Here is a 24015-nt window from a genome sequence, read left to right on the forward strand (position 1 = left end):
CTGGCCTTCAGGTAGAATGGCCAAAAAGCGGTACACTTGTAAGCTAAAAGGTGAGTCTCTTATGTCTCTCGATCAATATCATGTTATTCGACTATTACAGCTGCAGAGCGAGTCTTTAAAAGACGCGATAGCGCTGGAAGGTTTTGAAATGGCCGCTCCTTGGTATCAGGTGAGCTGGCAAGCCTTTGACCAAATTAGCAGTAAAATTGCACAAGTGTTGATCGAACTTGGCGTACAAGTGCAAGACCGTTGCGTTATTTTGGCGCAAAACTGCCCACAGTGGACCTGTGCCGATGTCGGGACGCTTAAAAGTCGCGCCGTTGTGGTGCCGATTTACCCCACCAGTACCGTCGAGCAGGCGAGCTTTATCGTTAACGATGCGGCGGCGAAAGTCATTTTTGTCGACGATGCTAAGCAATACGCTATGGCCTGCGAGCTTCAAAGCTTATGCCCAAGCCTAGAGCATGTGATTGTTTTTGATGCCAGCGTGGCACTTGCAGCTGACAAAGCTGAGCAGCATTGGCATTTAGATGCGCTGCTAGCGGGCGATGCTAAAGCGATTAAGCAAGAAATTGAGCTTAACCAGCGTTTACAAGCGGCCAATCTCGATGATTTACTGACCCTCATTTATACCTCTGGCACCACGGGCGATCCTAAAGGCGTGATGCTGGATTACCGCAATATGGCCTCGACCATACGTCAACACGATCAAAAACTGGCATTCCATTCTGGCGATGTGTCTTTGGCATTCTTGCCCTTGAGTCATGTATTTGAGCGCAGTTGGAGTTTTTACGTCTTGTGCCGTGGCGGTCATAACGTCTATTTGCAAAATACCCAAAGAGTGAAAGAGGCGATTAGCGCCGTGCGTCCGCATACCTTGTGTGTAGTGCCGCGTTTCCTCGAAAAAGTGTACAGCGCCGTACAAGATAAAGTCGCCAAGTCAGCCGACGGTCGTAAGAAGTTGTTTGCGTGGGCAATGCGCGTTGGTCAACGCCAGTTCGAAGTCGGCCAAGGTCGTGCTAAGGGCGGATTATGGTTGTCGCTGCAATGGCGTTTGGCCCACAAACTTGTGTATAGCAAGCTGCAAGCCGTGCTTGGCGGGCGTTTGAAGTTTATGCCCTGCGGTGGCGCGGCGTTAGATGTGAATGTCGGCAGCTTCTTCCATGCGATTAATATTCCTGTGCTGTGTGGTTACGGCATGACGGAAACCAACGCGACCGTGACTTGCAATACCTTAGGTAATCGAGTGCCGGGCTCTAATGGTCAACCTCTGCTGGAAACCGAAATCAAGCTAGGCAAGGACGATGAGATTTTAGTCCGCGGCGCGACTGTGATGCGTGGCTATTACAATCGACCAGAAGATACCGCCGCCGCCTTCGAAGACGGTTGGTTAAAAACCGGTGATGCGGGACGTTTCGATGCGAAGGGTAACTTATTTATTACTGATCGTATCAAAGAGTTAATGAAAACCTCTAACGGCAAATATATCGCGCCGCAACGGGTTGAGGGTGCTGTGGGCTGTTGTCCTTTTATCGAGCAAGTGGCGATTATTGCCGATGCGCGTAACTATGTGACCGCCTTAATTGTGCCAGCGTTTGAATCACTGGAAGCGTGGGCGAAGGACAAAGGGCTGAAGTATGAGTCGCCTTTAGAATTGCTACGCCATAGCCATGTGGTGGAGCATTTTGAACAACGTCTCAAGCAGTTGCAGCATGAATTGGCGGGCTTTGAACAGATTAAAAAGTTCACACTGTTGCCAGAAGCCTTCTCGATGGAAGCGGGTTTAATCACCCCAACGCTCAAGTTGCGCCGCAAGATGATTTATCATAAATACGCCCACGAAATTAATGCTATGTACAACAACTGATTGTTAAGTCATTGTTACTAAAGGCCGCTATTGCGGCCTTTTTTGTTTCTGCTACTTCCTGAAGCGCTTAACTTAGCTTAAAATTCGCTCCGTTTACTGGTGCGCACGAGGCGCAAGTTATCGGTATAAAGGGCGTAGTTTAAATGGAACTTTCGATTCGTAGTCTTTTCGCAGCCACTGCGGTGTTGTTGTCTGCTTTTTCTGTCACTCCTGCTGCTATCGCTGCGGATTACGACAAAATCGTCCACGGACCTGTGGATTTACCCCATGGCCAATGGCTTAATTTCTATCAAAAAGATCAGCAAGTGTGGGGCGAAATGCTCTACGGCGATGCGCCCGGCGTGCGTATTGACGATTATGGCCGCGCCGAAATTGTGGCGGTTTTTTACTATGACTTTGATAAAGGCGGCACTAAAGAAGTGATCGTCATGCTCAAGGATGCCGATGGTCAGCACCTGCGCGGCTATGGTTTTGATGGGGAAGAGCTGACTAAACTACCGCGCCTACAAGTTATGCTCGATGAAGTGGCCCCAACCTTAACCACGTTTACCGTGGGCGGCGTCCGTAAAGTGCTAAGCCAGATTCCGCCACAACAGTACCGTATGACCTATGATGTTGAAGCAATTGAAGATCCTGCCATTAAAGCGATTGTCGATGGCTCAACTAAGCTCAGGCCAACCTTAGTGGGTTATCGAAATTCCGAAGGTTCACCCGTCGATGTAAAAACCGCCGTCGAGTATAAATTACGTTATCCACTGACTCGCAAAGATAAAGATGCTCAAGGCATTGAGCGCCAATACAGCTTAGTGACCACCTTTGATCGCAGTGGTTATAGCGAAGAAGACGGCAGTTTTGTATTGGTGAGTGTGGCCTTTGAGGCCGATAACTTCGACTGGCTTAAAAGCGGCGGCGCTGAAATCCCCCGCACAGGCCCATTCTACAATTTTATGAGCATGGGCATGGGTAGCACTTGGGCAGGGCTTGCGAGTGAAAGTCATTATGCTCAAGGTCAGCTCGATGGTGCCTATGTTGCTTACGATGGCCGCAATGGCAATGTGATGTATTCGGGCGATTACAAGCAGGGTAAAAAAGTCGGTAAGTGGATGGAAGCCGATAGCCGAGAAACCTATTGGGAAGGCGAATACCTTGACGGTAAAAAACAAGGTAAATGGATTGCACAGTCGATATTCGATGAGGCCGATAACTTCGGTTTTGCCCACTACAATCAGGATGTGCTCGACGGCCCCTACGAAATTTATGCACTAGATTATGGCTCCAGCACCGAAGGCGCTAAGCAATTAATGGAAAAAGGCATTTATCGCAACGGAGTCAAAGACGGTGAATGGTTAGAGCAAGATGGGACGAAAGGCCGCTATGAACAAGGTGTAAAACAAGGGCCTTGGACTGAAAAGATATCGGTTGGCCATTACCGCGATAGTCTAGGTCAAGGGAGTTACCTTGGGGGGAAACGCACTGGCCCTTGGCTGTTTACTTTTGCTGGGGGTAGTAAAGCCGAGGTGAGTTATCTGAATGGCTTGCGCCAAGGCGAGGCTAAGTCATTCAATAAAGATAATGTGCTGCTTGTTACCAGCCATTATGAACAGGGCAGGCTCGATGGTCAGAGTATTTGGTACTCAAGCCCTAACGTAGTGAGTAGTATCTCAAATTATCGCCAAGGTGAGCTAGATGGCCCGCAAATGCATTTTGATACTAAGGGTGAACTGACAGGGTTAATGAGTTTTAAATTAAATGAAACTGTGGCACTTAAGCCCTCGCAAGACGAATGCATTATGCGTAAAAATCCCTACGCAGCGGATTGTGCAGGGATAATCAATCAAAAAAATACCGAGACCTCATCGATAAAGCACGGTGAACAGCGTGAGTATCATAGCAACGGCAGCTTGTACAAATTGGCTTACTACAGCAATGGCTTGCTAGATAAAACATACCAATTTGATGCCAATGGCCGTTTGTTAGAGATGACAAGTTACCAAGCGGGTAAGGAATACGGTCCAAGTCTGCGTTATTCGACCACGGGCGGTTATGCTCTGCGTATTTATGCTCACAATGTCAATAATCGCCTCTCAGGCCCACGTTACAGTTTCTATGCTAACGGCCAATTAGATAATCTGTGGAACTATTGCCAGCAAGAAGGGGAAACCTGGAATGGCGCGCCTTACTACTGGGATAACGCCATTGCGCGCTGCGGTATACAGCGGGAGTATTTTGATAATGGTGCAGTGAATTGCATCGAAGAGTTAGATAGCAATTATGCCGTGGATAAAGTGTGTTACGACATCAATGGCAAGTTATCGAGTGAAATGCTGCGCATCGATGAACAACATGTGGTCCATAAGCGCTATATCAATGGGGTGATTTATCAGGAAGAGCCGGGTTTTTCCGATTATTCGCATGTGACCAAAGGGCGCAAAATTTATCACTTAGAAAACCCTAAAAGCCATGGTGTGTTTAAGTCCTACCGTAGTGGCAAGTTAGAATATGAAAAAATTTATGATATGGGTAAGGCAGGATGCTTTAAAAAGTATGATGCCAATGGCAAGCAAGCGGCAGAAACCGCCAGTTGCCAATTCTAAGATCTAGGTTTGTTTAGCCTTTAGGGTCTGGTAGGCTTGGGATAAAGGATGAATTTGGTGCGGGTAGCTCAATCGCGATAATCATTAAATTCATCAGCTTATAGAATAACAATAAAAGGGAAGTCCGAATGTCAGTTACCGAATACAGCCTCGAAATCCACCCAAGATTCACAGAAACCGATGGTCTAGGCCATATCAACAACACAGTGATCCCCGTATGGTGCGAAGCCGCGCGCACGCCAATTTTCGAGATTTTTAATCCAGAGTTGGATTTGCAGCAATGGAACTTAATTGTCGCGGGCTTTACCGTGGCGTTTATCGCGCCAACCTATTACGGCAAAAGCGTGACAGTGAAAACCTTTGTCAGCCGCATCGGCAACAGCAGTTTCGAACTGACTCAAACCTGTTGGCAAGCCGGCAATAAAACCGCTGAAGTGAAAACTACACTGGTACATTACGACTACAGCTGCGAAAAAAGTCGCCCTATCCCTGAAGATATCCGCGAAATGCTCGCCAAGCTGAATGGTGAAAGCGCTTAATCTGTCCTGTCTCTCGGTCAGCGCAATTGCAATTGCGCTGCTGAAGCGTTAATTTGTCGACCCGCTAACTGTGATGCAGATCACTTACCTGTATCGCCTAATTTTTATCGGTTCGGATTAATCATGAGATTCTATTTTACCCGCATGCGCTCGAAGGATATTTGTCCACCAAGACAGCCACTTAAAAAGATTGTGTGGTCATGGGTTGGGGCTTTCTGTGGCATTTACTTAGTCGCGAGTCTCGCAAATTATATGAGCGAAAACCTCGTCGGTACTATGTTTGTGATTGGCTCATTCGGCGCTTCTGCTGTACTGGTATACGGCGCACCGCTGGCGGAGTTTTCTCAACCGCGCAACTTGATTGGTGGTAGTGTGTTATCGGCCTTAATTGGGGTCGCCGTTTACCAAGTGTGTGGCGATTATGTGGTGCTGGCCAGCGCCTTAGCGGTATCCCTGTCTATCGCATTTATGTACTTGACCCGTACTCTGCATCCACCGGGCGGCGCCACGGCATTGATCGCTGTGATTGGCGGTGAAAACGTGCATCAACTCGGCTTTCTCTACGCGCTAATGCCAGTATTTCTCGGCTCAGTATTACTCTTACTAGTCGCGCTGGTGGTCAATAACCTCTCCACCGATCCCAAGCGCCATTACCCTGTGTATTGGATTTAGCTAACTGGTTGTGAAATAGGCTATTTCAAAAACTTCTGCACATACCAGCAGCTGGCTTGGATTGTAAAATCTTGGGTTTTGGCCCACTTTAGGCCATGGCGAACTAAGCGTTCGGCAAGGCCTTTACCGCGCAGTTCGTTGGGGACAAAGGTGCGGCTAAAATCGATATCTTTGCCTGATAGTTGGTATTCCAACACGGCTTCATAGCCATCGACAGGGATAATAAAACGCTGTCTATCCTGTTGATGTTCAATGGCTATCTCGATATTTTCGTTATCTGACATACATGCTTCCCTCAAGGAGTGGCTTAAAGTGTGCTGGCAATTTAGCTATCGATTTGGTTAGCTTAGGCGACTTCGTGTTGTTTGGGAATCGCCAGCAGTTCTGCCGGTAAGTCGGCCTTTTTGCCGGTTTTAAAGTTAAACATCACCGCGACTGAAGTACCTAAGGTGGTTACTGCCTGCTGCTGTTTACTAAAAGCCTGATAATGCATGGTAAATCTATCGCTGTGAATATCGCTAATGCTGACACTCACTAATAGAGTATCGGGGAAGGTCACTGGGCGTTTATAGCGGGCCTGATTTTCGCTGATCACCGGGCCAATACCTGATTTATACAGGGTATCTAGCGGGAAAAGGCGATTGAAAAAGTCGATACGTGCTGTCTCAAAATAACGGAAATAGACGACGTTATTGACGTGCTGCAACGCATCCATTTCGCCCCAAGCCACGGGGATTTCGGTCACTATAGGGTGCTGTGCGAGAAACTTTTCCATTGTGTTTTCCAGTGTGTTTGGCATTGAATTGCCGATCTAAAAATGCGAGTTGAAACGCTCGTTTAAGATGGTCAGACTAGCAGCATAAAGAACAAGCGACAAGCCATGGCGTTATAGGCATTTAGCGATAACATTAAGCGAAACAAGGAGCAGTGTATGATTAAACGAGTCGGAAACACCCATATTCAAGCTGAACACCAAGCGTCTTGCCACTGTGGCGCTGTGGTGTTGCAATTATCGCTGCCCAATGGCATCGAAAATCCGCGCCGCTGCGATTGTTCTATCTGCCGCCGTAAGGGCGCGATTGTCGGCTCTGTACCGCTGGCGGGGATCAAGATCCTCAAGGGTGAAGATGTGCTGAAATGCTATGAATTCAATACCAAAACCGCTAAGCATTACTTCTGCTCCAACTGCGGCATTTACACCCATCACCAGCGGCGTTCCAATCCCCATGAATATGGTTACAACATTGGTTGCCTCGAAGGGGTCAATCCATTCGATTTAGACAATGTGCCCACGAATGATGGCGTTAACCATCCTGCGGATCGTTAGATTATGAACATAGGTCAGTTTGCTGCACTTACTGGATTGTCGGCGCACACGCTCAGGTATTACGAGAAAATTGGCTTGCTGCAGTCTGTGGTGCGAAATGCGAGCGGGCACCGCGACTATGCGGAAAAAGAGGCGCAATGGATTGAGTTTATCAATCGCTTAAAAGAAACGGGCATGCCGCTAAAGCAGATTTTGACCTATGCCGAACTGCGTGCTCAAGGCGATACAACCGCAGGTGAGCGACAGCAATTGCTTGAGCAACATGCCTCACAATTGGCCGAGCGTATTCGCCAAGAGCAGGCGCACCTGATCGCCCTCGAGCAAAAAATCCGCTATTACCAAACGCATTTCAGTGATGAAGCTTAGCGATTCGGTTCAGTTGCTCAGTTCTGCATTTAAATCCTAATCGATTAATATTATTCGCTTTTATCTTTAGTAGCTGTCTTTCTTCTTCAATCACAGGGCTACCTGCATTATTCATCAATCAGCCGTTGACTTAGAGTTAACTCTAAGGCGTAAGCTGACTTCTGTGGTCCAATCCAACAGGTGTCAAAATGGGTAATCAAAGGTATGTGCAGGGCTTAGCTAAGCTAACTGAAATCGACGGCGAAGCGGGCGAGAAAGTGATCAGCAGTCTGGCAAATATTTGCCCCGACTTGGGTAAGTACATTATCGAATATCCTTTTGGGGATATTTATCAACGTGAAGGACTCGATCTTAAGACGCGGGAGCTAGTCACGGTCGCGGCGCTCACGGCGTTGGGTCATTGTCAGCCGCAGCTTAACGTCCATATTAACGGCGCGTTGAATGTCGGTTGTGCACCGCAGGAAATCGTCGAAGTGATACTGCAAATGTCTGTTTATGCTGGCTTCCCCGCAGCACTGAATGGCATGTTCGTCGCGAAAGCAGTCTTTGCCGAGCGGGAGTTAAATGTCGTTTGAGTCTATTCTGGGTTAGGTTCATAACACTTCATTGAGGCGATCTTAAGGTCGCTTTAATTTTACTCATAGGTATTACTTTCAAATCTATTTAAACGGTATTTCTGTTCCACATCATAGACATAGAATCTCGCGGGAGATTCATTTCGCCGCTAAAGGACGATTCGGCAAGTTTTGTTAGTGGATTGCCAAAGTTAGTCGCTACACTGGCATAGGTGACGCGAGTGTCGCCATAGATTTTGCAGCTTACATCGGCAACTCAAGCGTGTCTTAATCGTAACCGGAATTTAAAATTATAATGAATTTAGGTCGTTACACTGAATCTGCCCGCCAGCACTTACGGCAAGTCATTAAGCCTTTGCCTAGCGAGCTCCAGCTAGGGTTGAGCAAGTTGTGGCGCTACTTAAGCCAAGGTTTTGCTAAGTTATCCTTTGCGCAAAAGCTGTATCTTATTGCCTTGATATTGGCCTTTAGTACCGACTTGATGGGTGTGGTCGCCGTGATTGCGGTTATTGCTATGGCCATCGAGTTTTGGCCCGTGTTCGAGCGGGTCTGGCACAGTTTGGCGGGCAAGGCTGTGTTGTTGCTGTTTTACGCTATTATTGCCAACTTTGCCTTAGGTTGGTCTGGCGCCATAGTCAATGAAGTGGTTGGGGTGTCGGCAAGTCATCTGGATTACACCCATAACTTAGCGATTTTACTCTATATGCCCGCTTGGTTTTTAATGGTGAGCGCAATTGTGCTGCTGGCATTGCAGTTGATTATCCCCATCTATTTAGTCTTAATTTTTTTGCTTAAACCTTTGGGTGTCAAATCGTTACGGATCACCTCACATACATCATTTCGTAAAACGACCTTTACGATCCGTATCGTGTTGGCGGCTGTGGTCTTGTATCACTTGAGCTTACTGATTGATTTAGAAACCCGCCTTCAAACCTCGTTCGCAGACTTTATTACAACAACTCAAGAAGCCTCTGAACATAATCCCGTCGAGCCAGCACTAGGGCTTATGCCGCATACGACCGATGTGCTGACGGCTCCGATTGCTGAGTTAGCTAAGATTAAGCCCAAGCTTGAAGCCGACAAACCGGCTGATAAACAAACCGCCGATGAGCGCGAAGAAGCGGAACGCAAGCAAACCTATGCGTCGGTGCGGGCGCAATATCAGTATCTCGTGCGGCAATGGTTAGCGACGTTTGCCTTTGCGCTTGAAGCCAATAGCCGTTCGCGTTGTGAGAAGCCCGCCGAATCGAATGTGATCGAGTTAAATGACTATGAGATTTTGCAGATCACGCCGGATAAGAAAGCGGATTATGGTTATCGTTTTGAAGTGAAAAAGTGTATCTCGGCCGCGTTTCCGCTGACAGAAAAGGGTAAATAAGCTGCCTAATAAAAAAAGCGACCACAAGGTCGCTTTCATTTTTTGCTAAATCAGTTTGGCTGAGTTAGTCGACTATTGCGTTCTTCAACAATCACGTTATTCAATCAGCAACTCATCGAAGCTGCTGATTTTACGGAACTCACCAGTGCGCTGTGTGCTATCGCGTACCATTTGACAGGTCATCATGCCTGCAGCTTCGGCAGCCTTTAATTCTTCAATCACATCAGACACAAACAGCACTTGCTTAGGGCTTAAGCTGATAGTGTTGAGGATATTGCAGTAAGCCTGTTTATCTAATTTATTGCCTGTACGGGTATCAAAATGACCGTTGAACATCTCGGTTAAATCGCCGCCGTCACTGTGGCTGAATAACAGTTTTTGCGCATCAACAGAGCCCGATGAAAAACTGTAAATACGCAAATTTTGCGCGCTAAAACGTTTCACCGCTTCAATAAAGTCAGGGAAGATATGGCCCTTAAATTCGCCATGGGCGTAGCCTTGCTTCCAGATCAAGCCTTGCAGGGTTTTGAGTGGTGTCGCTTTACGATCTTCGCTGACCCACTGCTGCAAAATTTCAGTCACGCGTGCTAAGTCCGCATCTGGCTCTAGGGCGATATCTCGGGTGTCGCAAATACAGTTTTCAACCAATACATTGTGTTGGTTCTGTTCTAAAAAGTCTGGCAAGGCTTTGACAGAATAGGGGAATAGTACATCTTGGATAAAGTTTAGGTCTGTCGTGGTGCCTGCTGTGTCTACGACTATGGCTCTGATACCCATAATGTTTTGATACTCCACAATATGTTGGCTTAAAAATGCAACTCCGATCCTAAGCGTTATTGGTGAAATTGGCTAGTCTATTTCGCCCAAACACATGGGCAAATTGTGGTCGATATCACTAAGCTGATAGATTGAAATTTGATTAATCTAGTAATTTTAAAAGCTTATCCGCTGATTGTCGGAGAAAACACTGGCTTGATACTGGCTTTCATCTCGTTTATTGCGCTTAAGTTTGTGGCTACCATAAGACTATGGTCTTAATAGCTAAGGGAAATTTAGCCTGCTATTGTAGCTTAAGTCTCTTTTCTACCTTATGCCTCACATGCAGTGGTTTTCGGGAAGTGAGACGGCATATTTTCAGCTGCGAATAGAGAGACCTTAAATGAAATATTTACCCGCACTTGGCTTTGGTATCTTATTAGCTTTATTGAGTTTTATCAGTTTCTCATTAGTCGCGAGCGCGGGTTATATGCTGGATATGTTAAGTGCAGTGCCCAAGATTACGCCAAACAGTGTGGAGTACCTGTTGTTAGGGGCTCACGATGCGAGTTTGCTGATATTGCTAGCAGGTTTAGTGCTTTACGCTTATCACAGGATCTTTCCTAAACTTCCCTTCGATTGGTTCACCGCTGTGTTCATCCAAATGCCACTGGGTTTGGCTGTGCTGGCGTTAGATGGTGTTAGCTTAAACCTATTGTCATTCAAAGGTTTTGCGCTGACGCTGACCACCTTCGCCGCTTCCTTTGGCGTATTAGTCATCTTCTGGTTACTGCAGCGTCGAGCACGTCGTTTGTCTTTAGCCACGGTTAACGATTAGTTCAGCATATACCGCAGGATGCTTAACTGTTTTTCGGTAACTAAATTATGTAAAATCATTGGCCTAAATGGATTTGAATCGTAAGAGTAGGAGCCAATGAGTTCGATTGAATTTGATATTCCCGAAGATCACCGTATTGCCTTTCAGAAGTATTACAAACAAAAAATCGCCCCTAAATGCGGTCCGTTTGAAGCAAAACGTGAAGGCGTGAACCAAAGGCGGCGTGAAAATGCCAAGTTCACTACCCCAATCTGCTACATATGCATCACGGTGATTTTGGGTGCATTCGCCGGGCTGCTCGGGGTCCAGTTTATGCTGGTGCCTATGGATTATTTTGTGCCTTTGATGATTGTCGCGTTCCTGCCCGCTCCCGTGATAGCGTTAGCGGTCATTGCCTCGGGTAAGGAAAGCGATGAACTCTATAATGCCGCCTTTGAAAAACTCTATCCCATTAGCCTTAAGTATTTTGGCGATGACTTTGCGCTAACGAGGGCGCCTAAGGTCGATTTTTCGACCTTTATTGAGTTGGGGCTACTCCCTAAAACGGATAAGCAGTACGCGCAAAATTGCCTTAAGGGAACCTATAACAAGGTGCCGTTCCAGTTTTATGAGGTCGATGCTTACAACACTAAATCGAACGATAATGGCTCGGTTCAGCGGGAGACCATCTTCAATGGTGTGCTGCTGGTTTGCAATATTCCTAAGAAATTCAATAGTACTACGCTGTTAGTCACTGATAAGGGCAGTTTAAAAAATCGCCTTGAGGGTTTTAAGACTAAGCTGTTGCGCGTCAAGCTTGAGGACGTAAGGTTCGAGCGGAGTTTTGAGGTTTATAGTAGCGATCAAGTCGAGGCGCGCTACTTACTCAATCCCTTGATGATGGAAAATCTGTTGGCTTTGAGCCGCGAGTTAAATGCCGAAGTTGAAGCCTGTTTCTATCAAAAACAGTTGCTGATCAAGATACCGACAAAACACCACTTCTTTATCAATCAACTCGACTTAGATCGCCCCATCAATTTTAAGCGTAATATCGAGCAGATGTTTACCGAGTTAGGTTATACCTTCTCAATAATCGATACTTTAAAACTTGATAAGCATACCGGGCTCTAGAGTGTTAGGTTATTAACGAATAAGTGCATGGTATCTATTGGTCCTAGTGTTCTACGGCGATTTAGCGTCGGTACAACTTTGGTGCGGTAGGTATATTCAGCGCCTACTGTGAGCGGTGAGTCAAATTGCATAGGCATAGAAGCTGGCACTCAAGTTACTGAACACGCTGTTGATCGCTAATGGGTTGGGTCTTTGCTAGCCGAGCTTTTCCTTCGCTTGAATCATATCAATCACAATCTTCAATATAGCCTGTCGAAGCTTTCTACAGGCTTGAGACACCATAACAATGAATCCCGAAACTCCCCTTCGATTGGTTCACCGCTGTGTCCATCCAAATGCCACTGGGTTTAGCTGTGCTGGCGTTAGATGGTGTTAGCTTAAACCTATTGTCATTCAAAGGTTTTGCGCTGACGCTGACTACCTTCGCCGCTTCCTTTGGAGTATTAGTCATCTTCTGGTTACTGCAGCGAAGCGTTAAGCGCCTTGAGGCTATGCCCAGCTAATCGTTGCGGCATTTACAGTACATAACGTAGGCGCAGTGCCGTCTGCTCAACGGGTGACAGTGCGAGCCATTGTTCTCGTATTTCCACCGCTTCCTGTGGATAGTCGGTGATCAATACATCGGCTCCCAGTGCTAACATGCGTAGCATTTGCCGTGGATTGTTCACAGTCCACACATGCACTTGCTTGCCGCCCTTATGGGCTCTGGCGATAAACTTCTCATTAGTAATCGACTGATTTATCGCTAAGAATTGTGCATTCGACTTAATCGGGTCGCCGATAGATTGGGTGACAATCAGCCCTGTTTGGATTGAAGGGTTTAGTCGTTGCACTTCTTCAATAGCTCTCGCTTCGAGCGAGGTAATCACTACTTGTTGTGTCATTTTCTGTTGTTGCAGCAGGGCAACAACAGCCTGCGCTAAGCTGGGATCGGCTTGATTATATTTGAGCTCAATATTCAAACCAATTTTGTTGCGCGCCTCATTGAGCATTTGTAGTAGCGTCGGCACGGATTCACCTGTAAAGGCGGCACTGTGCCAGCGACCCGCATCGAGTTGTTGTATTTCACTGGCGCTGAGATTGGCTACTCGCCGTGGATCGCCCGCGATACGCATTAAATCCGCATCGTGCAGCACCATTAAGGTGCCGTCAGCGGCGGTTTGCACATCTATTTCAGCATAATCTGCCTTTTCTGCAATCGCTAAACGCAAAGCCGCAAGGGTATTTTCTGGTGCCCTAGCTGCCCCCGCTCGGTGGGCTGAAATGAGGATTTCATCCCTTTGTGGCTCACTGCTTAGGGCATACACTCCAAATCCCAGCATGATTAAAAAAGTCGTGACCAAGACGCCACTTAGAGTGTAAATCGACAGCTCTGAAGTCTTTTTAACTGTCTCTCGTCCAAGACGTTCTAATCCTGCAGGTTTCTCTCCCAGTTGGCGGTATAACAACAAGATGATAAAGGCTTCGCCAAACATGCCGAGCAAGGACCACGTCGCACTTAACATAAAAATCAGCGCAGAGACGAGGGCCAACATGGCTAATTCTGCCGAAAGTGTCAGTGAAACTCGGTCGAGTAAGCTATCGGCCCCCCATGAGATCAACAGCATTAAGGGATACAGCAAAGCCCAGATCCTCAACCACCAACCAGCCGCATGCCACATAATCGCGCGTTCATTACCCGCACTTAACTGCCAACTGCGTTTGAGTGCCGTTAATGCATCGGTTGTTTCACTGACAATTATCGTTAGGGAAAAGGCCGCTTTGGCCCACAGATATAAGCTAATAAGCAGATAGAGTAACGCTAAGAAGGCCATGCTAAATAAAGCTAAATACCATTCTATTGGCTTGAAATACAGGTAGTAATTGATGTCATGCCCCTGTAGAAACACGCTGAAAATAAGATACCCTAATCCCATAAAAGGTACGCTGAGCAACAGTAAGCAAGCCGCATATATGCTACCAAGGCGAATGAATACGGGTAAGCGCGCCGTGGCGAAAATCAATGCCCGCACTGGGCCGATGGGAATATCGTATAGCCCAGATGCGGCCAGAATCGTGACCCCAGCACGCTGGGTGAAAAACACGGTAAAGCTGCTGAATAGGGTAATGATCATAAATAGCAAGCCATAGGGAGACATGGCGAAGGCGATCAAGTCGTAATTGGTTATGGTGACATTGCCCGTTTTGGCAATCAGGTGGCGCAGTAGCCAGCCAAAAGACGGGACGATAATACCCGCCGACACTAAGGTAAATAGCAGTTCAAATTCAATGAGTTTTCTACCGCAACGACGAATGGCTTTAAGCGTGTCATGCCAGTAACTGTGTTCAGGATTCAGCATGCAGCTTCCTTATTCGTGCGAGTTAGGACTGTAATTTAGCAGCGTTTCCGGTTGACGGTTAGTCATTGGTGCAATGTTTTGATATGGGCAGGCCGTTAAAGTCTTCTTCACAATGATTAACAGTGCTGCGTGACTGTGAGTGGCTAATCAAAGTATTGGCTCAGCGGCATGGGCTCAGCCATTACCTTTGCCAATATCTCGTTGATTCATATAGTGGGCTAATTGCGCTGCATCGGCATGGGGGCTGGCACTTAAGCCGCTGAACACACCCTGTTGATCGCTAATGGATCTATGCTGGCCGAGCTTTTCCTTTGCTTGAATCTCATCAATCACAATTTTAAAGCCGACGATAGCTTGGCGCAGTTTCTGCTGATACTCATCTGGCATAATTTGTTTATCTTGCAATAGCTTGGGTTCGTACTTTGTGACTAGCTTGTCCAACATGTCTTGGGTTTCGGTATCACTCAACAGACTTGCGACACCATAACAATGCACCGCCGCATAATTCCATGTAGGCACCGCAGGTTTAGCATCATACCAAGTTGGGGAAATGTAAGCGTGTGCGCCGCTGAAAACCACTAATACCCGCTGACTTTCAAGCTCTTGCCAATGTGCGTTTGCTCGCGAAACATGGCCATACAAGACGCCTTTCTCTCCCACAGTTGCATCGAGTACAAAGGGAATATGGGTCGCATTCAGTGAGCTCGAAACCAGCAAACCAAAGCTGTTTTGCGTGATAAAACCTGTGATGGCCTGCTGATCTGTCATCGCCATATTCTTAGGGGTATACATTATCGTCCTTGGGTTTCAACATGAGTGAAAGCGTTATATTACAAGGAAAAAGTCGGGAGTCGATAGGGGATTTAGAATGTTAGTTTGTGGCTTATTAAAATCAAAATCGTAGAGGCTTGAACTCTGACTCGGAGATTAAACACTCGCATTACTGTGACTCGCAGCAAGTACATCCGTGTATGCTCGAACGTGGCATCCATGCCACGGACGGTCACATCCATGCGAGTGCTTAATCTAGTTAAGACCTGCGTATACATCTAGCCTCGTTAAAATCCGTGAATCAGACTTGCCTAGTTTGGTTCACGCGCAGAACTCAGCCATTTGGCATTCGTTGTTAACTAACGCGTTTTTGCCCCAAAGTGAGCTAAACCCATCTAGGATAGATCTTCCCCGTTGACCAAATTTTAGTCATGATACAAAGTGACCAATATTACTGGCTCAGAGCAATGCGCTGTTAGCCACCACAATGGACTTCAGATGAATACAGAAATGAAAGAAGCTCTAGTTAAAGTCCCACAGATTACGCTTGGCTTTTGGGTAATTAAAATTCTCGCAACTACCTTAGGTGAAACAGGCGGCGATGCCGTTTCCATGTCAATGGATCTAGGTTACTTGATTGGAACAGTCATTTTTATGGCTTTTTTCATTCTTGCGGTTGTGTTCCAAATCCGTGCGAAGAAATTCAATCCGTTTGTTTATTGGGTCGCAATCGTCGCATCAACTACTGTAGGTACGACGCTCGCTGATTTTGCAGACCGTTCCTTAGGTATTGGCTATCTGGGCGGCTCAACACTCCTCGCAGTGTTTTTAGCAAGTACGTTGTTTATTTGGTATAGAACACTAGGCAGTATTAGTGTTTCGTCAATTCACACACCTAAAGCAGAAGCGTTCTACTGGCTTACCATAATGTTTTCTCAGACGCTCGGTACAGCGCTAGGTGACTGGACCGCAGGTTCAGCTGATTTGGGTTATGTCGGCGCAGCTTACATTTTCAGCGGCGGGTTAGCATTAATCGTCGCAGCTTACTTCTTCACAAAAGTATCTCGAACAATTTTATTCTGGTCAGCGTTTATTCTTACCCGTCCACTTGGAGCCGTGGTTGGTGACTTTTTGGATAAACCTATCGCTCAGGGTGGTCTAGAATTCAGCCGCTATACGGCTACAGGTGTACTTTTGGTCGCCATAGTAATTCTGGTTATTGTACTGCCACAGCGCGCAGCCAGTAAATCACACTAATGTGTTGGTGGTGCTTAACAACTTGTTCAAGTTGTTCGCGTCGCTCAACGGGACGGGCTAAAGTCCATTCTCCTAAACCAAACGTTAATCATAAATTTCTCATGATCGTTTAGTTAGCAATCGTGCCAGTGAATCACTCTACACCAGACTGATTCACGCTCCCCACTAAAACCCGCTCTCACGGCCTGTTTGTGGCTATTGGAGGGTATTTTTTTACCCTAAAATGAATCAAATCTCTTAAGAACGGATTCAAGCAACTTTGATGACGGCACATTATCAACATAACGAGTTTGTGATGGTGGCGCAGTTTCCTGTAACGCAAATTGCATCAGGCTAATGGCTAAATTAGGTCGTCAATATGCGCCGGAGTTGATGAGATTAAGCACTGGTTTGTAAGTGACCGTTCGTGACAGGGATGTCACGGCCGAGCCCTCAAGGATGAGTTTATGGCGTGTCACTGGAAAGCCAGTGCTTAATCATTTTCTGATTATTTACACATTGCCGCACACTCAGTACATGGTTGCTTAGTTGACACAATCAACCAATCTCGATATTGTTGATACAGTCAACTATATCGAGAATCTTCTATGCCTTCATTGTCACTCAGTGAAACTTTGCACAGATTAGTGCATGCCTACAAAAAGCAATTGCGTAGCGATATTGCTGCACAAGAGATTGATTTACCTGTCACTCATATCCGTGCCTTGAAGGGCGTGTGTCGCAATCCTGAATCGACAGCTCAGTCTATCGCCCTGCGAATGCAGCGGGATAAAGCGCAAATTACCCGTGTTCTAAATGAGTTACAGCAGGGTGGGTTGATCACTAAAATCGATAACCCAAAGGATGGCCGCAGCCAGTTACTGCGACCCACGGCAGAGGGGGAAAAGATCATGACCCAGATCAGTGCCTCAGAACGTAAAACAGTGGCGCGTATGACGCAGGCGCTGAGCTCAGCCGAAGTCGACACCTTTATTAAACTTGCCAATCGAATCAGCAAAAGTGTGGATGAGGCCGCTGCCGCTAAAAGCGGTGCGGATTGCCATGCTCAAAAAAGACCATCTAGTAAGCCAAAAGACCCGATTGGCAAAGGAGCCGTTGAGGCACGCTTAATGGAAGAACACGCCATAGGAGAAAATCATAATGAATAAACCTGCACCACGTGAGCTGGAAGTGATCCGCTCGACTTATATCACCCCGCATATGTTACGTATGACCTTAGGCGGTGCGGGATTCGCTGGTTTTCCTATCGATCAAGAGAGTGCCTATATCAAGTTGTTATTCCCACAGGCGGGTGAACGTCCATTGATGCGAACCTACACGATTCGCCAGCAACGTGCTGATGAAATAGATGTGGATTTTGTACTGCACGATACCGACGGCCTCGCATCGAGCTGGGCGAAAACGGCGCAGGTAGGCGATATCATTCAAATTGGCGGACCCGGGCTTAAAAAACTGATCAACTTTGAGGCGGATTGGTTTTTACTCGCAGGTGATATGACAGCCTTGCCCGCAATTAGCGTGAATCTGGCACAATTACCAAACAATGCAGTGGGTTACGCTGTGATTGAAGTATTGAGCGAAGCCGACATTCAGCCTCTTGTGCATCCCGAAAATGTTGAGCTGCATTGGGTGATCAATCCTGAGGCTGATCCCGAAGGTCGCCCTTTGGTTGAGCGAATAGCCCAATTACCTTGGCTTACTGGCGAGCCAGCCGTGTGGATTGCCTGTGAATTCAACAGTATGCGCGCGCTAAGACGACACTTCAAGCAAGCGCATTCACTGCCCAAGAGCCATTTTTACACGTCGAGCTATTGGAAAATTGGTTGTAATGAGGGCGAGCATAAGCTGGTTAAACAAGAAGATGAACAGTTAGAAAATGGTGCCAGTGTTTAAATCCAGATAAGGCCGCATCTTTGATTTAGCGACCTTATCTAGCTAGCCTAGCGTGCTGCTTATCCTGCATTTGCGGCGAGTACGCGCATTCTATTGGTGTACTAACTTGCCATTCTTCACCACATCTTTGCAGGGATTGACGCCGTAGGAATAGGCTAATTGTGCTGGAGTGGCGATATCCCACAGACAAAAATCGGCTTGTTTGCCGACCACTAAACTGCCGACGTTATCTTCAATCCCGAGTGCTTTGGCGGCATTTAAGGTGAGGCCTTTTAAGGCTTCCTCTGGTGTTAAGCGGAACAAGGTGCAGCCCATATTCAGCATCAACAAGGTTGAGCAAATCGGGGATGAACCTGGGTTGAAATCGCTGGCGAGCACCATAGGTACGCCGTATTGGCGCAGTAAATCGATAGGTGGTTTTTGGGTTTCCCGCAAAAAGTAAAACGCGCCCGGCAGCAGTACGGCGCAGGTGCCGCTTTCACTTAAGGCTTTAACGCCTGCTTCATCTAAGTATTCAATATGATCCACAGACTTAGCGCCAAGACGTGCGGCCAGTGCGCTGCCGCCCATATTGGTTAGCTGCTCGGCGTGGAGTTTAATCTCTAAGCCCGCTGCTTTGGCAGCACTAAGTACCCGTTCGGTTTGCTCAAGATTAAAGGCGATATTCTCGCAGAACACATCCACCGCATCGGCAAGATTTTCGGCGATCACTGCGGGCAGCATCTTATTGATAATTAAGTCGACATAGCAGTCGCTATTGTCTTTATATTCTGGCGGAATAGCATGGGCGCCAAGGAATGTGGTCTTCACATCTACGTGGTGATGCTTGCCGAGCTCGCGGGCGACACGCAGGATTTTCAATTCAGTTTCAGTATCTAAGCCGTAGCCTGATTTGATCTCAACCGTAGTCACCCCTTCTTTGGCTAGGGCGTTTAAGCGCTGGCGGCCGAGTTCAAATAATTCTGCTTCATCCGCTTCGCGGCAGGCTTCAACGGTTGAAATAATGCCGCCACCTGAGCGGGCAATTTCTTCGTAACTCGCGCCTTGTAGGCGTAACTCAAATTCATTGGCGCGATTACCGGCAAAGATTAAGTGGGTGTGGGCATCAATCAATCCTGGAGTGATCCAGCCGCCTTTGCCTCTGTAAACGGGAATGGACAACACATCAAAGGCGGGCAGTTCGCTGCGGGGGCCAAGCCAAGCAATTTTGCCATCTTTAACTGCGATGGCCGCATTGGTGATCGCGCCATAAGGTGCTGATATGGAAGGGTCCATTGTGGCTAAGTTAACGTCTATCCAAACCTGATCCCAAGACATGTATTCCCCTCGCTGTGCTGGCAGATGTTAACCAAGTGATTAACGGTTTATTAAATTTATGTGAGCTGGCTTGTATTTACTTGTATATACAAGCTAGGATTGTAGCCGCTATTTTCACCGTTTGAAAGTGGCATGACAGACCCGTGTCTTTGTCGCCTGCGTCAGTGCCACTTTAGCAAGCATGACTTTCGCAAGGGCACAGGAACAAGAAGCTGAATTTAAGAGGAAGTGTTTTGGCTATTCCTAAGTTTGCAGAAATTAAGCAATACATTATCTCCTCTATCGAATCTGGCGAGTGGGAAGAAAACGCCCGCGTGCCTTCCGAGAATCAACTTGCTGACTTGTTTACCTGCAGCCGAATGACGGCGCGACGTGCATTAACTGAGCTGACGGATAGCGGCGTACTCGAACGCTCCCAAGGGCTTGGCACCTTTGTGGCTGGGCGAAAATCCCAGTCATCTATGTTGGCGATTCGCAATATTGCCGATGAGATTAAAGACCGCGGCCACGGCTATAGCGTACAGCAATGGGTGTTAGAACAAACCGTTGCCAGTACAACTATCGCAATTTCCCTTGGGCTTGAGCGCGGTGCAAAGGTATTCCATTCGATCTTAGTGCATTGCGAGCAGGGTTTACCGCTGCAAGTCGAGGAGCGTTACGTGAACCCCGAGTTGGTGCCCGACTATTTATTGCAGGATTTTACCTTGCAGACGCCCCACGAATATTTATCACAAGTGGCACCGTTGACCGAGGCGCATCACACGATTGAAGCGATTATCGCCAGTGAAGAATTACAGCAAAGGCTCGAAATCCCCGCCACTGAGCCCTGTTTACAGATTTTACGCCGCACTTGGTCACGCCAAGGCGTCGTGAGTTTTGCCAAGTTAGTTCACCCCGGCAGCCGCTTTAAACTCGGCGGCCACTTAACTTTTAGCAAGTAGCGCCAGTGGCGTTATTTACCGATGTAAATCAGTCACTCCAATAGCTGTACCCTTATAAGTTAAAAGATAAAAACACAATAAAAACAATAGTGCTGACCCGTATTAGCGACTTAGCAAATACGAGTTAGCACCACAGGTTGAAAGAGGAAAATTCAATGGACAAGCGCCACGACCCAAGCCGCCGCATTATTGCACCGCACGGCACCCAATTAAGCTGCAAAAGTTGGTTAACTGAAGCGCCAATGCGCATGTTAATGAACAACTTGCACCCAGATGTGGCCGAGCGCCCAGAAGACTTAGTCGTCTACGGCGGTATCGGCCGTGCCGCCCGCGATTGGGATTGCTACGACAAAATTATCGAAGTCTTACAACGCCTCGAAGATGACGAAACCTTATTAGTGCAATCGGGCAAACCTGTGGGCGTATTTCGCACCCACTCCGATGCACCTCGCGTGTTAATCGCTAACTCAAATCTAGTGCCGCATTGGGCGAACTGGGAGCATTTCAACGAGTTAGATAAGCTAGGTTTGGCCATGTACGGTCAGATGACCGCAGGTTCGTGGATCTACATTGGTACTCAAGGCATAGTTCAAGGTACCTACGAGACATTCGTTTCTGTAGCGAAACAGCACTTTGATGGCATATCCAAAGGCAAATGGATCCTTACCGGCGGATTAGGCGGCATGGGCGGCGCGCAAACGCTGGCGGGCACTATGGCGGGCTTCTCTGTGTTAGCCTGTGAAGTCGACGAGACCCGCATCGATTTCCGTTTGCGCACTCGTTATGTCGACAAAAAAGCCACTTCGCTCGATGAAGCATTGGCGATGATTGAAGAGGCAAACCAAGCTGGCAAGCCAGTATCAGTGGGCTTATTAGCGAATGCCGCCGATGTGTTTGCCGAACTGGTTAAGCGCGGCGTTACCCCTGATGTCGTGACCGACCAAACCTCCGCCCACGATCCATTAAACGGTTATCTGCCGCAGGGGTGGACTATGGCAGAGGCCGCAGCCATGCGTAAAACCGACGAAGCGGGCGTAGTGAAAGCCGCAAAAGCCTCGATGGCGGTGCAAGTACAAGCCATGCTCGATTTGCAAACTGCAGGCGCAGCTACCTTAGATTACGGAAACAACATTCGCCAAATGGCGTTTGAGATGGGCGTTGAAAACGCCTTTGATTTCCCAGGCTTTGTACCTGCTTATATTCGTCCGTTGTTCTGTGAAGGTATTGGTCCATTCCGCTGGGTGGCGCTTTCTGGCGATCCAGAAGATATCTACAAAACCGACGCCAAAGTGAAAGAACTTATTCCTGATAATCCACACCTACACAATTGGTTAGACATGGCGCGTGAGCGTATCGCCTTCCAAGGTCTGCCTGCGCGTATCTGCTGGGTCGGTTTGAAAGATCGCGCCCGTTTAGCGTTAGCCTTTAATGAAATGGTCAAAAATGGTGAGTTGTCGGCGCCTGTGGTGATTGGCCGCGATCACTTAGATTCTGGCTCTGTTGCCAGCCCGAACCGCGAAACCGAATCTATGCTGGACGGCTCAGATGCAGTATCCGATTGGCCATTATTGAATGCACTACTCAACACCGCCAGTGGCGCAACTTGGGTGTCTTTGCACCACGGCGGCGGCGTCGGCATGGGCTTTAGCCAACATTCTGGTGTGGTGATTGTGTGTGACGGTACCGATGCGGCGGCAAAACGAGTTGGCCGTGTGCTGTGGAATGACCCAGCGACAGGCGTGATGCGCCATGCCGATGCGGGCTACGAGATTGCGAAAAACTGCGCCAAAGAGCAGGGGCTCGACTTACCTATGCAAGACTAGCCGATGCTAACGACTCAATAACAATAATAACTAAAAGCTTGGAGCTAAAAATATGAAATCTGTGAATCACTTAGTGTTAACGCCGGGTAGCTTGAGCCTAGCGCAATTACGCGAAATCAGCCGCCATAAGCTGACACTCGAACTCGCGCCAGAGGCCATTACCGACATCAACACCAGTGCGCAAATCGTGCAAAAAGTGCTGGATGAAGGCCGTACCGTTTACGGCATCAACACGGGTTTTGGCTTGTTGGCCAATACCAAGATAGCGCCCGAAGATCTGCAATTGCTGCAACGCTCAATCGTGTTGTCGCACGCCGCAGGTACGGGCCAATACATGCAAGACGCCACAGTACGTTTGATGATGGTGTTAAAAATCAATTCATTAAGCCGTGGCTTCTCGGGCATTCGTTTAGAAGTGATTAACTTCTTAATCAGTTTAGTGAACGCCGAAGTCTATCCCTGCGTGCCAGAAAAAGGCTCAGTGGGCGCATCGGGCGATTTAGCGCCACTGGCGCACATGTGTCTGCCTATGCTGGGCGAAGGCGAGATGAGCTATCGAGGTGAGTTAATTTCTGCCGCCGAAGGTTTAGAAATCGCCGGCCTTAAGCCAATCGATTTAGCGGCTAAAGAAGGGCTCGCTTTGCTTAACGGCACACAAGCCTCGACTGCGCTAGCGCTGGAAGGGTTATTCCACGCCGAAGACTTGTTCGCAGCAAGTTCAGTGATCGGCGCCATGAGCGTCGAAGCGGCGATGGGCAGTCGTAGCCCGTTCGATCCACGTATCCATGCGGCCCGTGGTCAGAAAGGTCAAATCGATTCGGCCATGATTTTCCGTCATCTATTGGGCGAAGAGTCTGAGATCAGCGTGAGCCATGCAAACTGTGAAAAGGTGCAAGATCCTTACTCACTACGCTGTCAGCCACAGGTACTTGGCGCTTGTTTAACGCAAATTCGTCACGCGGCCGATGTGTTAGGCACTGAAGCCAATGGCGTAACCGATAACCCACTGGTGTTCCAAGACACGGGCGATATCATTTCGGGCGGTAACTTCCACGCTGAGCCTGTGGCTATGGCGGCGGATAATCTGGCGATTGCGATTGCCGAACTGGGTTCTATTGCCGAGCGTCGTATCGCACTGTTAATCGATTCTAGCCTGTCGAAACTGCCGCCTTTCCTAGTGAAAAACGGCGGCGTGAACTCAGGCTTTATGATCGCTCAAGTGACAGCGGCAGCTTTAGCGTCTGAGAACAAAACCTACGCCCATCCAGCATCGGTAGATAGTTTACCAACATCGGCTAACCAAGAAGATCACGTCTCTATGGCGACTTTTGCGGCCCGTCGTTTACGCGATATGAGTGAAAACACTCGTGGTGTACTGGCAATTGAATTGTTAGCGGCGGCGCAGGGTTTAGATTTCCGCGCACCTTTAGCGCCAAGTACTGCGGTGGCTAAGGCCAAAACTGAATTGCGTGAAGTCGTCGCCTATTACGATAAAGACAGGTACTTCGCACCAGATATCGAAGCCGCGACAGACCTGTTATATACAGCGAGTTTTAACGCTTATCTGCCAGCAGGAACGCTAGCGAGCTTTTAAGCGCTTTAGTTCTTAGTGTGTAACGACTAAGCCGTTGTTGACTCGGTTGAGTTGGGTG

The 24015-nt window shown here is 47.8% G+C and carries 22 protein-coding genes and 1 pseudogene; 17 read left to right on the plus strand and 6 right to left on the minus strand.

Annotated elements, in window-relative coordinates:
• Positions 1–61: 61 nt before the first annotated feature.
• From KV201_RS14520 to KV201_RS14535, 4 genes are all read left to right on the plus strand, one after another.
• Positions 62–1867 carry a long-chain fatty acid--CoA ligase gene (locus tag KV201_RS14520; RefSeq protein ID WP_226059751.1) on the plus strand — a complete coding sequence of 602 codons (1806 nt, stop codon included), beginning with the start codon at positions 62–64 and terminating at the stop codon, positions 1865–1867.
• A gap of 143 nt (positions 1868–2010) precedes the next feature.
• Positions 2011–4461 carry a toxin-antitoxin system YwqK family antitoxin gene (locus KV201_RS14525; protein WP_226059752.1) on the plus strand — a complete coding sequence of 817 codons (2451 nt, stop codon included), beginning with the start codon at positions 2011–2013 and terminating at the stop codon, positions 4459–4461.
• Positions 4462–4589: 128 nt separating this feature from the next.
• Positions 4590–5000: a thioesterase family protein gene (locus KV201_RS14530; RefSeq protein ID WP_012586381.1), complete on the plus strand. Its 411-nt coding sequence runs from the start codon at positions 4590–4592 to the stop codon at positions 4998–5000.
• A gap of 123 nt (positions 5001–5123) precedes the next feature.
• Positions 5124–5672 carry an HPP family protein gene (locus KV201_RS14535; RefSeq protein ID WP_006083741.1) on the plus strand — a complete coding sequence of 183 codons (549 nt, stop codon included), beginning with the start codon at positions 5124–5126 and terminating at the stop codon, positions 5670–5672.
• 20 nt (positions 5673–5692) lie between these two features.
• On the opposite strand, the gene KV201_RS14540 is transcribed toward KV201_RS14535, so the two are convergent.
• Both KV201_RS14540 and KV201_RS14545 read right to left on the minus strand, forming a co-directional pair.
• Positions 5693–5956, minus strand: coding sequence for a GNAT family N-acetyltransferase (locus tag KV201_RS14540; protein ID WP_226059753.1), 264 nt, complete (start codon positions 5954–5956; stop codon positions 5693–5695).
• 62 nt (positions 5957–6018) lie between these two features.
• Positions 6019–6447: a thioesterase family protein gene (locus KV201_RS14545; RefSeq protein ID WP_226059754.1), complete on the minus strand. Its 429-nt coding sequence runs from the start codon at positions 6445–6447 to the stop codon at positions 6019–6021.
• Between the two features lie 156 nt (positions 6448–6603).
• On the opposite strand from KV201_RS14545, the gene KV201_RS14550 reads away from it, so the two are divergent.
• The 4 genes from KV201_RS14550 (at position 6604) to KV201_RS14565 (ending at position 9318) form a co-directional block, all read left to right on the plus strand.
• Positions 6604–6999: a GFA family protein gene (locus tag KV201_RS14550; RefSeq protein ID WP_006083738.1), complete on the plus strand. Its 396-nt coding sequence runs from the start codon at positions 6604–6606 to the stop codon at positions 6997–6999.
• 3 nt (positions 7000–7002) lie between these two features.
• Positions 7003–7365, plus strand: coding sequence for a MerR family transcriptional regulator (locus KV201_RS14555; RefSeq protein WP_226059755.1), 363 nt, complete (start codon positions 7003–7005; stop codon positions 7363–7365).
• 188 nt (positions 7366–7553) lie between these two features.
• Entirely contained in the window at positions 7554–7940 is a 387-nt protein-coding gene (locus KV201_RS14560; protein ID WP_226059756.1) for a carboxymuconolactone decarboxylase family protein, read from the plus strand.
• Positions 7941–8235: 295 nt separating this feature from the next.
• The gene (locus tag KV201_RS14565; protein ID WP_226059757.1) at positions 8236–9318 is read left to right on the plus strand and encodes a hypothetical protein; all 1083 of its coding nucleotides are present in this window, start codon (positions 8236–8238) and stop codon (positions 9316–9318) included.
• A 96-nt stretch (positions 9319–9414) separates the two neighbouring features.
• On the opposite strand, the gene mtnC is transcribed toward KV201_RS14565, so the two are convergent.
• Complete coding sequence (mtnC, locus tag KV201_RS14570; protein WP_006083735.1) at positions 9415–10095, minus strand: acireductone synthase; 681 nt, start codon at positions 10093–10095, stop codon at positions 9415–9417.
• 382 nt (positions 10096–10477) lie between these two features.
• Between mtnC and KV201_RS14575 the strand changes: the two genes are divergently transcribed.
• The 3 genes and pseudogenes from KV201_RS14575 to KV201_RS14585 all read left to right on the plus strand — a co-directional run.
• Positions 10478–10912 carry a hypothetical protein gene (locus KV201_RS14575; protein ID WP_011848222.1) on the plus strand — a complete coding sequence of 145 codons (435 nt, stop codon included), beginning with the start codon at positions 10478–10480 and terminating at the stop codon, positions 10910–10912.
• Positions 10913–11008: 96 nt separating this feature from the next.
• The gene (locus KV201_RS14580) at positions 11009–12022 is read left to right on the plus strand and encodes a DUF3137 domain-containing protein (protein WP_226059758.1); all 1014 of its coding nucleotides are present in this window, start codon (positions 11009–11011) and stop codon (positions 12020–12022) included.
• A gap of 293 nt (positions 12023–12315) precedes the next feature.
• Positions 12316–12525: pseudogene (locus tag KV201_RS14585) on the plus strand (hypothetical protein); the annotation flags it as partial.
• A 12-nt stretch (positions 12526–12537) separates the two neighbouring features.
• Here the strand turns inward: KV201_RS14585 and KV201_RS14590 are convergent.
• Positions 12538–14361, minus strand: coding sequence for a glycerophosphodiester phosphodiesterase (locus KV201_RS14590; protein ID WP_226059760.1), 1824 nt, complete (start codon positions 14359–14361; stop codon positions 12538–12540).
• A gap of 174 nt (positions 14362–14535) precedes the next feature.
• Positions 14536–15153, minus strand: coding sequence for an FMN-binding negative transcriptional regulator (locus KV201_RS14595; RefSeq protein ID WP_226059761.1), 618 nt, complete (start codon positions 15151–15153; stop codon positions 14536–14538).
• 477 nt (positions 15154–15630) lie between these two features.
• On the opposite strand from KV201_RS14595, the gene KV201_RS14600 reads away from it, so the two are divergent.
• The 3 genes from KV201_RS14600 to KV201_RS14610 all read left to right on the plus strand — a co-directional run bounded on the left by KV201_RS14600 (position 15631) and on the right by KV201_RS14610 (position 18282).
• Entirely contained in the window at positions 15631–16389 is a 759-nt protein-coding gene (locus KV201_RS14600) for a membrane protein (RefSeq protein WP_012586393.1), read from the plus strand.
• 587 nt (positions 16390–16976) lie between these two features.
• Entirely contained in the window at positions 16977–17537 is a 561-nt protein-coding gene (locus tag KV201_RS14605; RefSeq protein WP_011982046.1) for a MarR family winged helix-turn-helix transcriptional regulator, read from the plus strand.
• A complete protein-coding gene (locus tag KV201_RS14610; RefSeq protein WP_226059762.1) occupies positions 17530–18282 on the plus strand; it encodes a siderophore-interacting protein in 753 nt (250 codons plus the stop codon). The genes KV201_RS14605 and KV201_RS14610 overlap by 8 nt, the downstream gene beginning before the upstream one ends.
• Positions 18283–18372: 90 nt before the next feature.
• On the opposite strand, the gene hutI is transcribed toward KV201_RS14610, so the two are convergent.
• Positions 18373–19599 carry an imidazolonepropionase gene (gene hutI, locus KV201_RS14615; RefSeq protein ID WP_226059763.1) on the minus strand — a complete coding sequence of 409 codons (1227 nt, stop codon included), beginning with the start codon at positions 19597–19599 and terminating at the stop codon, positions 18373–18375.
• 233 nt (positions 19600–19832) lie between these two features.
• Between hutI and hutC the strand changes: the two genes are divergently transcribed.
• The 3 genes from hutC (at position 19833) to hutH (ending at position 23957) form a co-directional block, all read left to right on the plus strand.
• Positions 19833–20540, plus strand: coding sequence for a histidine utilization repressor (gene hutC / locus KV201_RS14620; RefSeq protein ID WP_226059764.1), 708 nt, complete (start codon positions 19833–19835; stop codon positions 20538–20540).
• A gap of 155 nt (positions 20541–20695) precedes the next feature.
• Positions 20696–22363 carry a urocanate hydratase gene (gene hutU / locus KV201_RS14625; RefSeq protein WP_226059765.1) on the plus strand — a complete coding sequence of 556 codons (1668 nt, stop codon included), beginning with the start codon at positions 20696–20698 and terminating at the stop codon, positions 22361–22363.
• Positions 22364–22415: 52 nt separating this feature from the next.
• Complete coding sequence (gene hutH, locus KV201_RS14630) at positions 22416–23957, plus strand: histidine ammonia-lyase (RefSeq protein WP_012586398.1); 1542 nt, start codon at positions 22416–22418, stop codon at positions 23955–23957.
• The last annotated feature ends 58 nt before the right edge of the window (positions 23958–24015 follow it).

The organism is Shewanella sp. SR1, assembly GCF_020447145.1.
GTDB lineage: Bacteria > Pseudomonadota > Gammaproteobacteria > Enterobacterales > Shewanellaceae > Shewanella > Shewanella baltica.

What these genes read in the sequence shown, in the direction of transcription:
- hutI (WP_226059763.1), bottom strand. Translation starts at nt 19,599, where the DNA reads ATGTCTTGGGATCAGGTTTGGATAGACGTTAACTTAGCCACAATGGAC.
- KV201_RS14540 (WP_226059753.1), bottom strand. Translation starts at nt 5,956, where the DNA reads ATGTCAGATAACGAAAATATCGAGATAGCCATTGAACATCAACAGGAT.
- KV201_RS14520 (WP_226059751.1), top strand. Translation starts at nt 62, where the DNA reads ATGTCTCTCGATCAATATCATGTTATTCGACTATTACAGCTGCAGAGC.
- KV201_RS14575 (WP_011848222.1), top strand. Translation starts at nt 10,478, where the DNA reads ATGAAATATTTACCCGCACTTGGCTTTGGTATCTTATTAGCTTTATTG.
- KV201_RS14610 (WP_226059762.1), top strand. Translation starts at nt 17,530, where the DNA reads ATGAATAAACCTGCACCACGTGAGCTGGAAGTGATCCGCTCGACTTAT.
- hutH (WP_012586398.1), top strand. Translation starts at nt 22,416, where the DNA reads ATGAAATCTGTGAATCACTTAGTGTTAACGCCGGGTAGCTTGAGCCTA.
- mtnC (WP_006083735.1), bottom strand. Translation starts at nt 10,095, where the DNA reads ATGGGTATCAGAGCCATAGTCGTAGACACAGCAGGCACCACGACAGAC.
- KV201_RS14590 (WP_226059760.1), bottom strand. Translation starts at nt 14,361, where the DNA reads ATGCTGAATCCTGAACACAGTTACTGGCATGACACGCTTAAAGCCATT.
- KV201_RS14605 (WP_011982046.1), top strand. Translation starts at nt 16,977, where the DNA reads ATGCCTTCATTGTCACTCAGTGAAACTTTGCACAGATTAGTGCATGCC.
- KV201_RS14600 (WP_012586393.1), top strand. Translation starts at nt 15,631, where the DNA reads ATGAATACAGAAATGAAAGAAGCTCTAGTTAAAGTCCCACAGATTACG.
- KV201_RS14565 (WP_226059757.1), top strand. Translation starts at nt 8,236, where the DNA reads ATGAATTTAGGTCGTTACACTGAATCTGCCCGCCAGCACTTACGGCAA.
- KV201_RS14525 (WP_226059752.1), top strand. Translation starts at nt 2,011, where the DNA reads ATGGAACTTTCGATTCGTAGTCTTTTCGCAGCCACTGCGGTGTTGTTG.
- KV201_RS14545 (WP_226059754.1), bottom strand. Translation starts at nt 6,447, where the DNA reads ATGGAAAAGTTTCTCGCACAGCACCCTATAGTGACCGAAATCCCCGTG.
- KV201_RS14595 (WP_226059761.1), bottom strand. Translation starts at nt 15,153, where the DNA reads ATGTATACCCCTAAGAATATGGCGATGACAGATCAGCAGGCCATCACA.
- KV201_RS14560 (WP_226059756.1), top strand. Translation starts at nt 7,554, where the DNA reads ATGGGTAATCAAAGGTATGTGCAGGGCTTAGCTAAGCTAACTGAAATC.
- hutU (WP_226059765.1), top strand. Translation starts at nt 20,696, where the DNA reads ATGGACAAGCGCCACGACCCAAGCCGCCGCATTATTGCACCGCACGGC.
- KV201_RS14550 (WP_006083738.1), top strand. Translation starts at nt 6,604, where the DNA reads ATGATTAAACGAGTCGGAAACACCCATATTCAAGCTGAACACCAAGCG.
- KV201_RS14555 (WP_226059755.1), top strand. Translation starts at nt 7,003, where the DNA reads ATGAACATAGGTCAGTTTGCTGCACTTACTGGATTGTCGGCGCACACG.
- KV201_RS14535 (WP_006083741.1), top strand. Translation starts at nt 5,124, where the DNA reads ATGAGATTCTATTTTACCCGCATGCGCTCGAAGGATATTTGTCCACCA.
- KV201_RS14530 (WP_012586381.1), top strand. Translation starts at nt 4,590, where the DNA reads ATGTCAGTTACCGAATACAGCCTCGAAATCCACCCAAGATTCACAGAA.
- KV201_RS14580 (WP_226059758.1), top strand. Translation starts at nt 11,009, where the DNA reads ATGAGTTCGATTGAATTTGATATTCCCGAAGATCACCGTATTGCCTTT.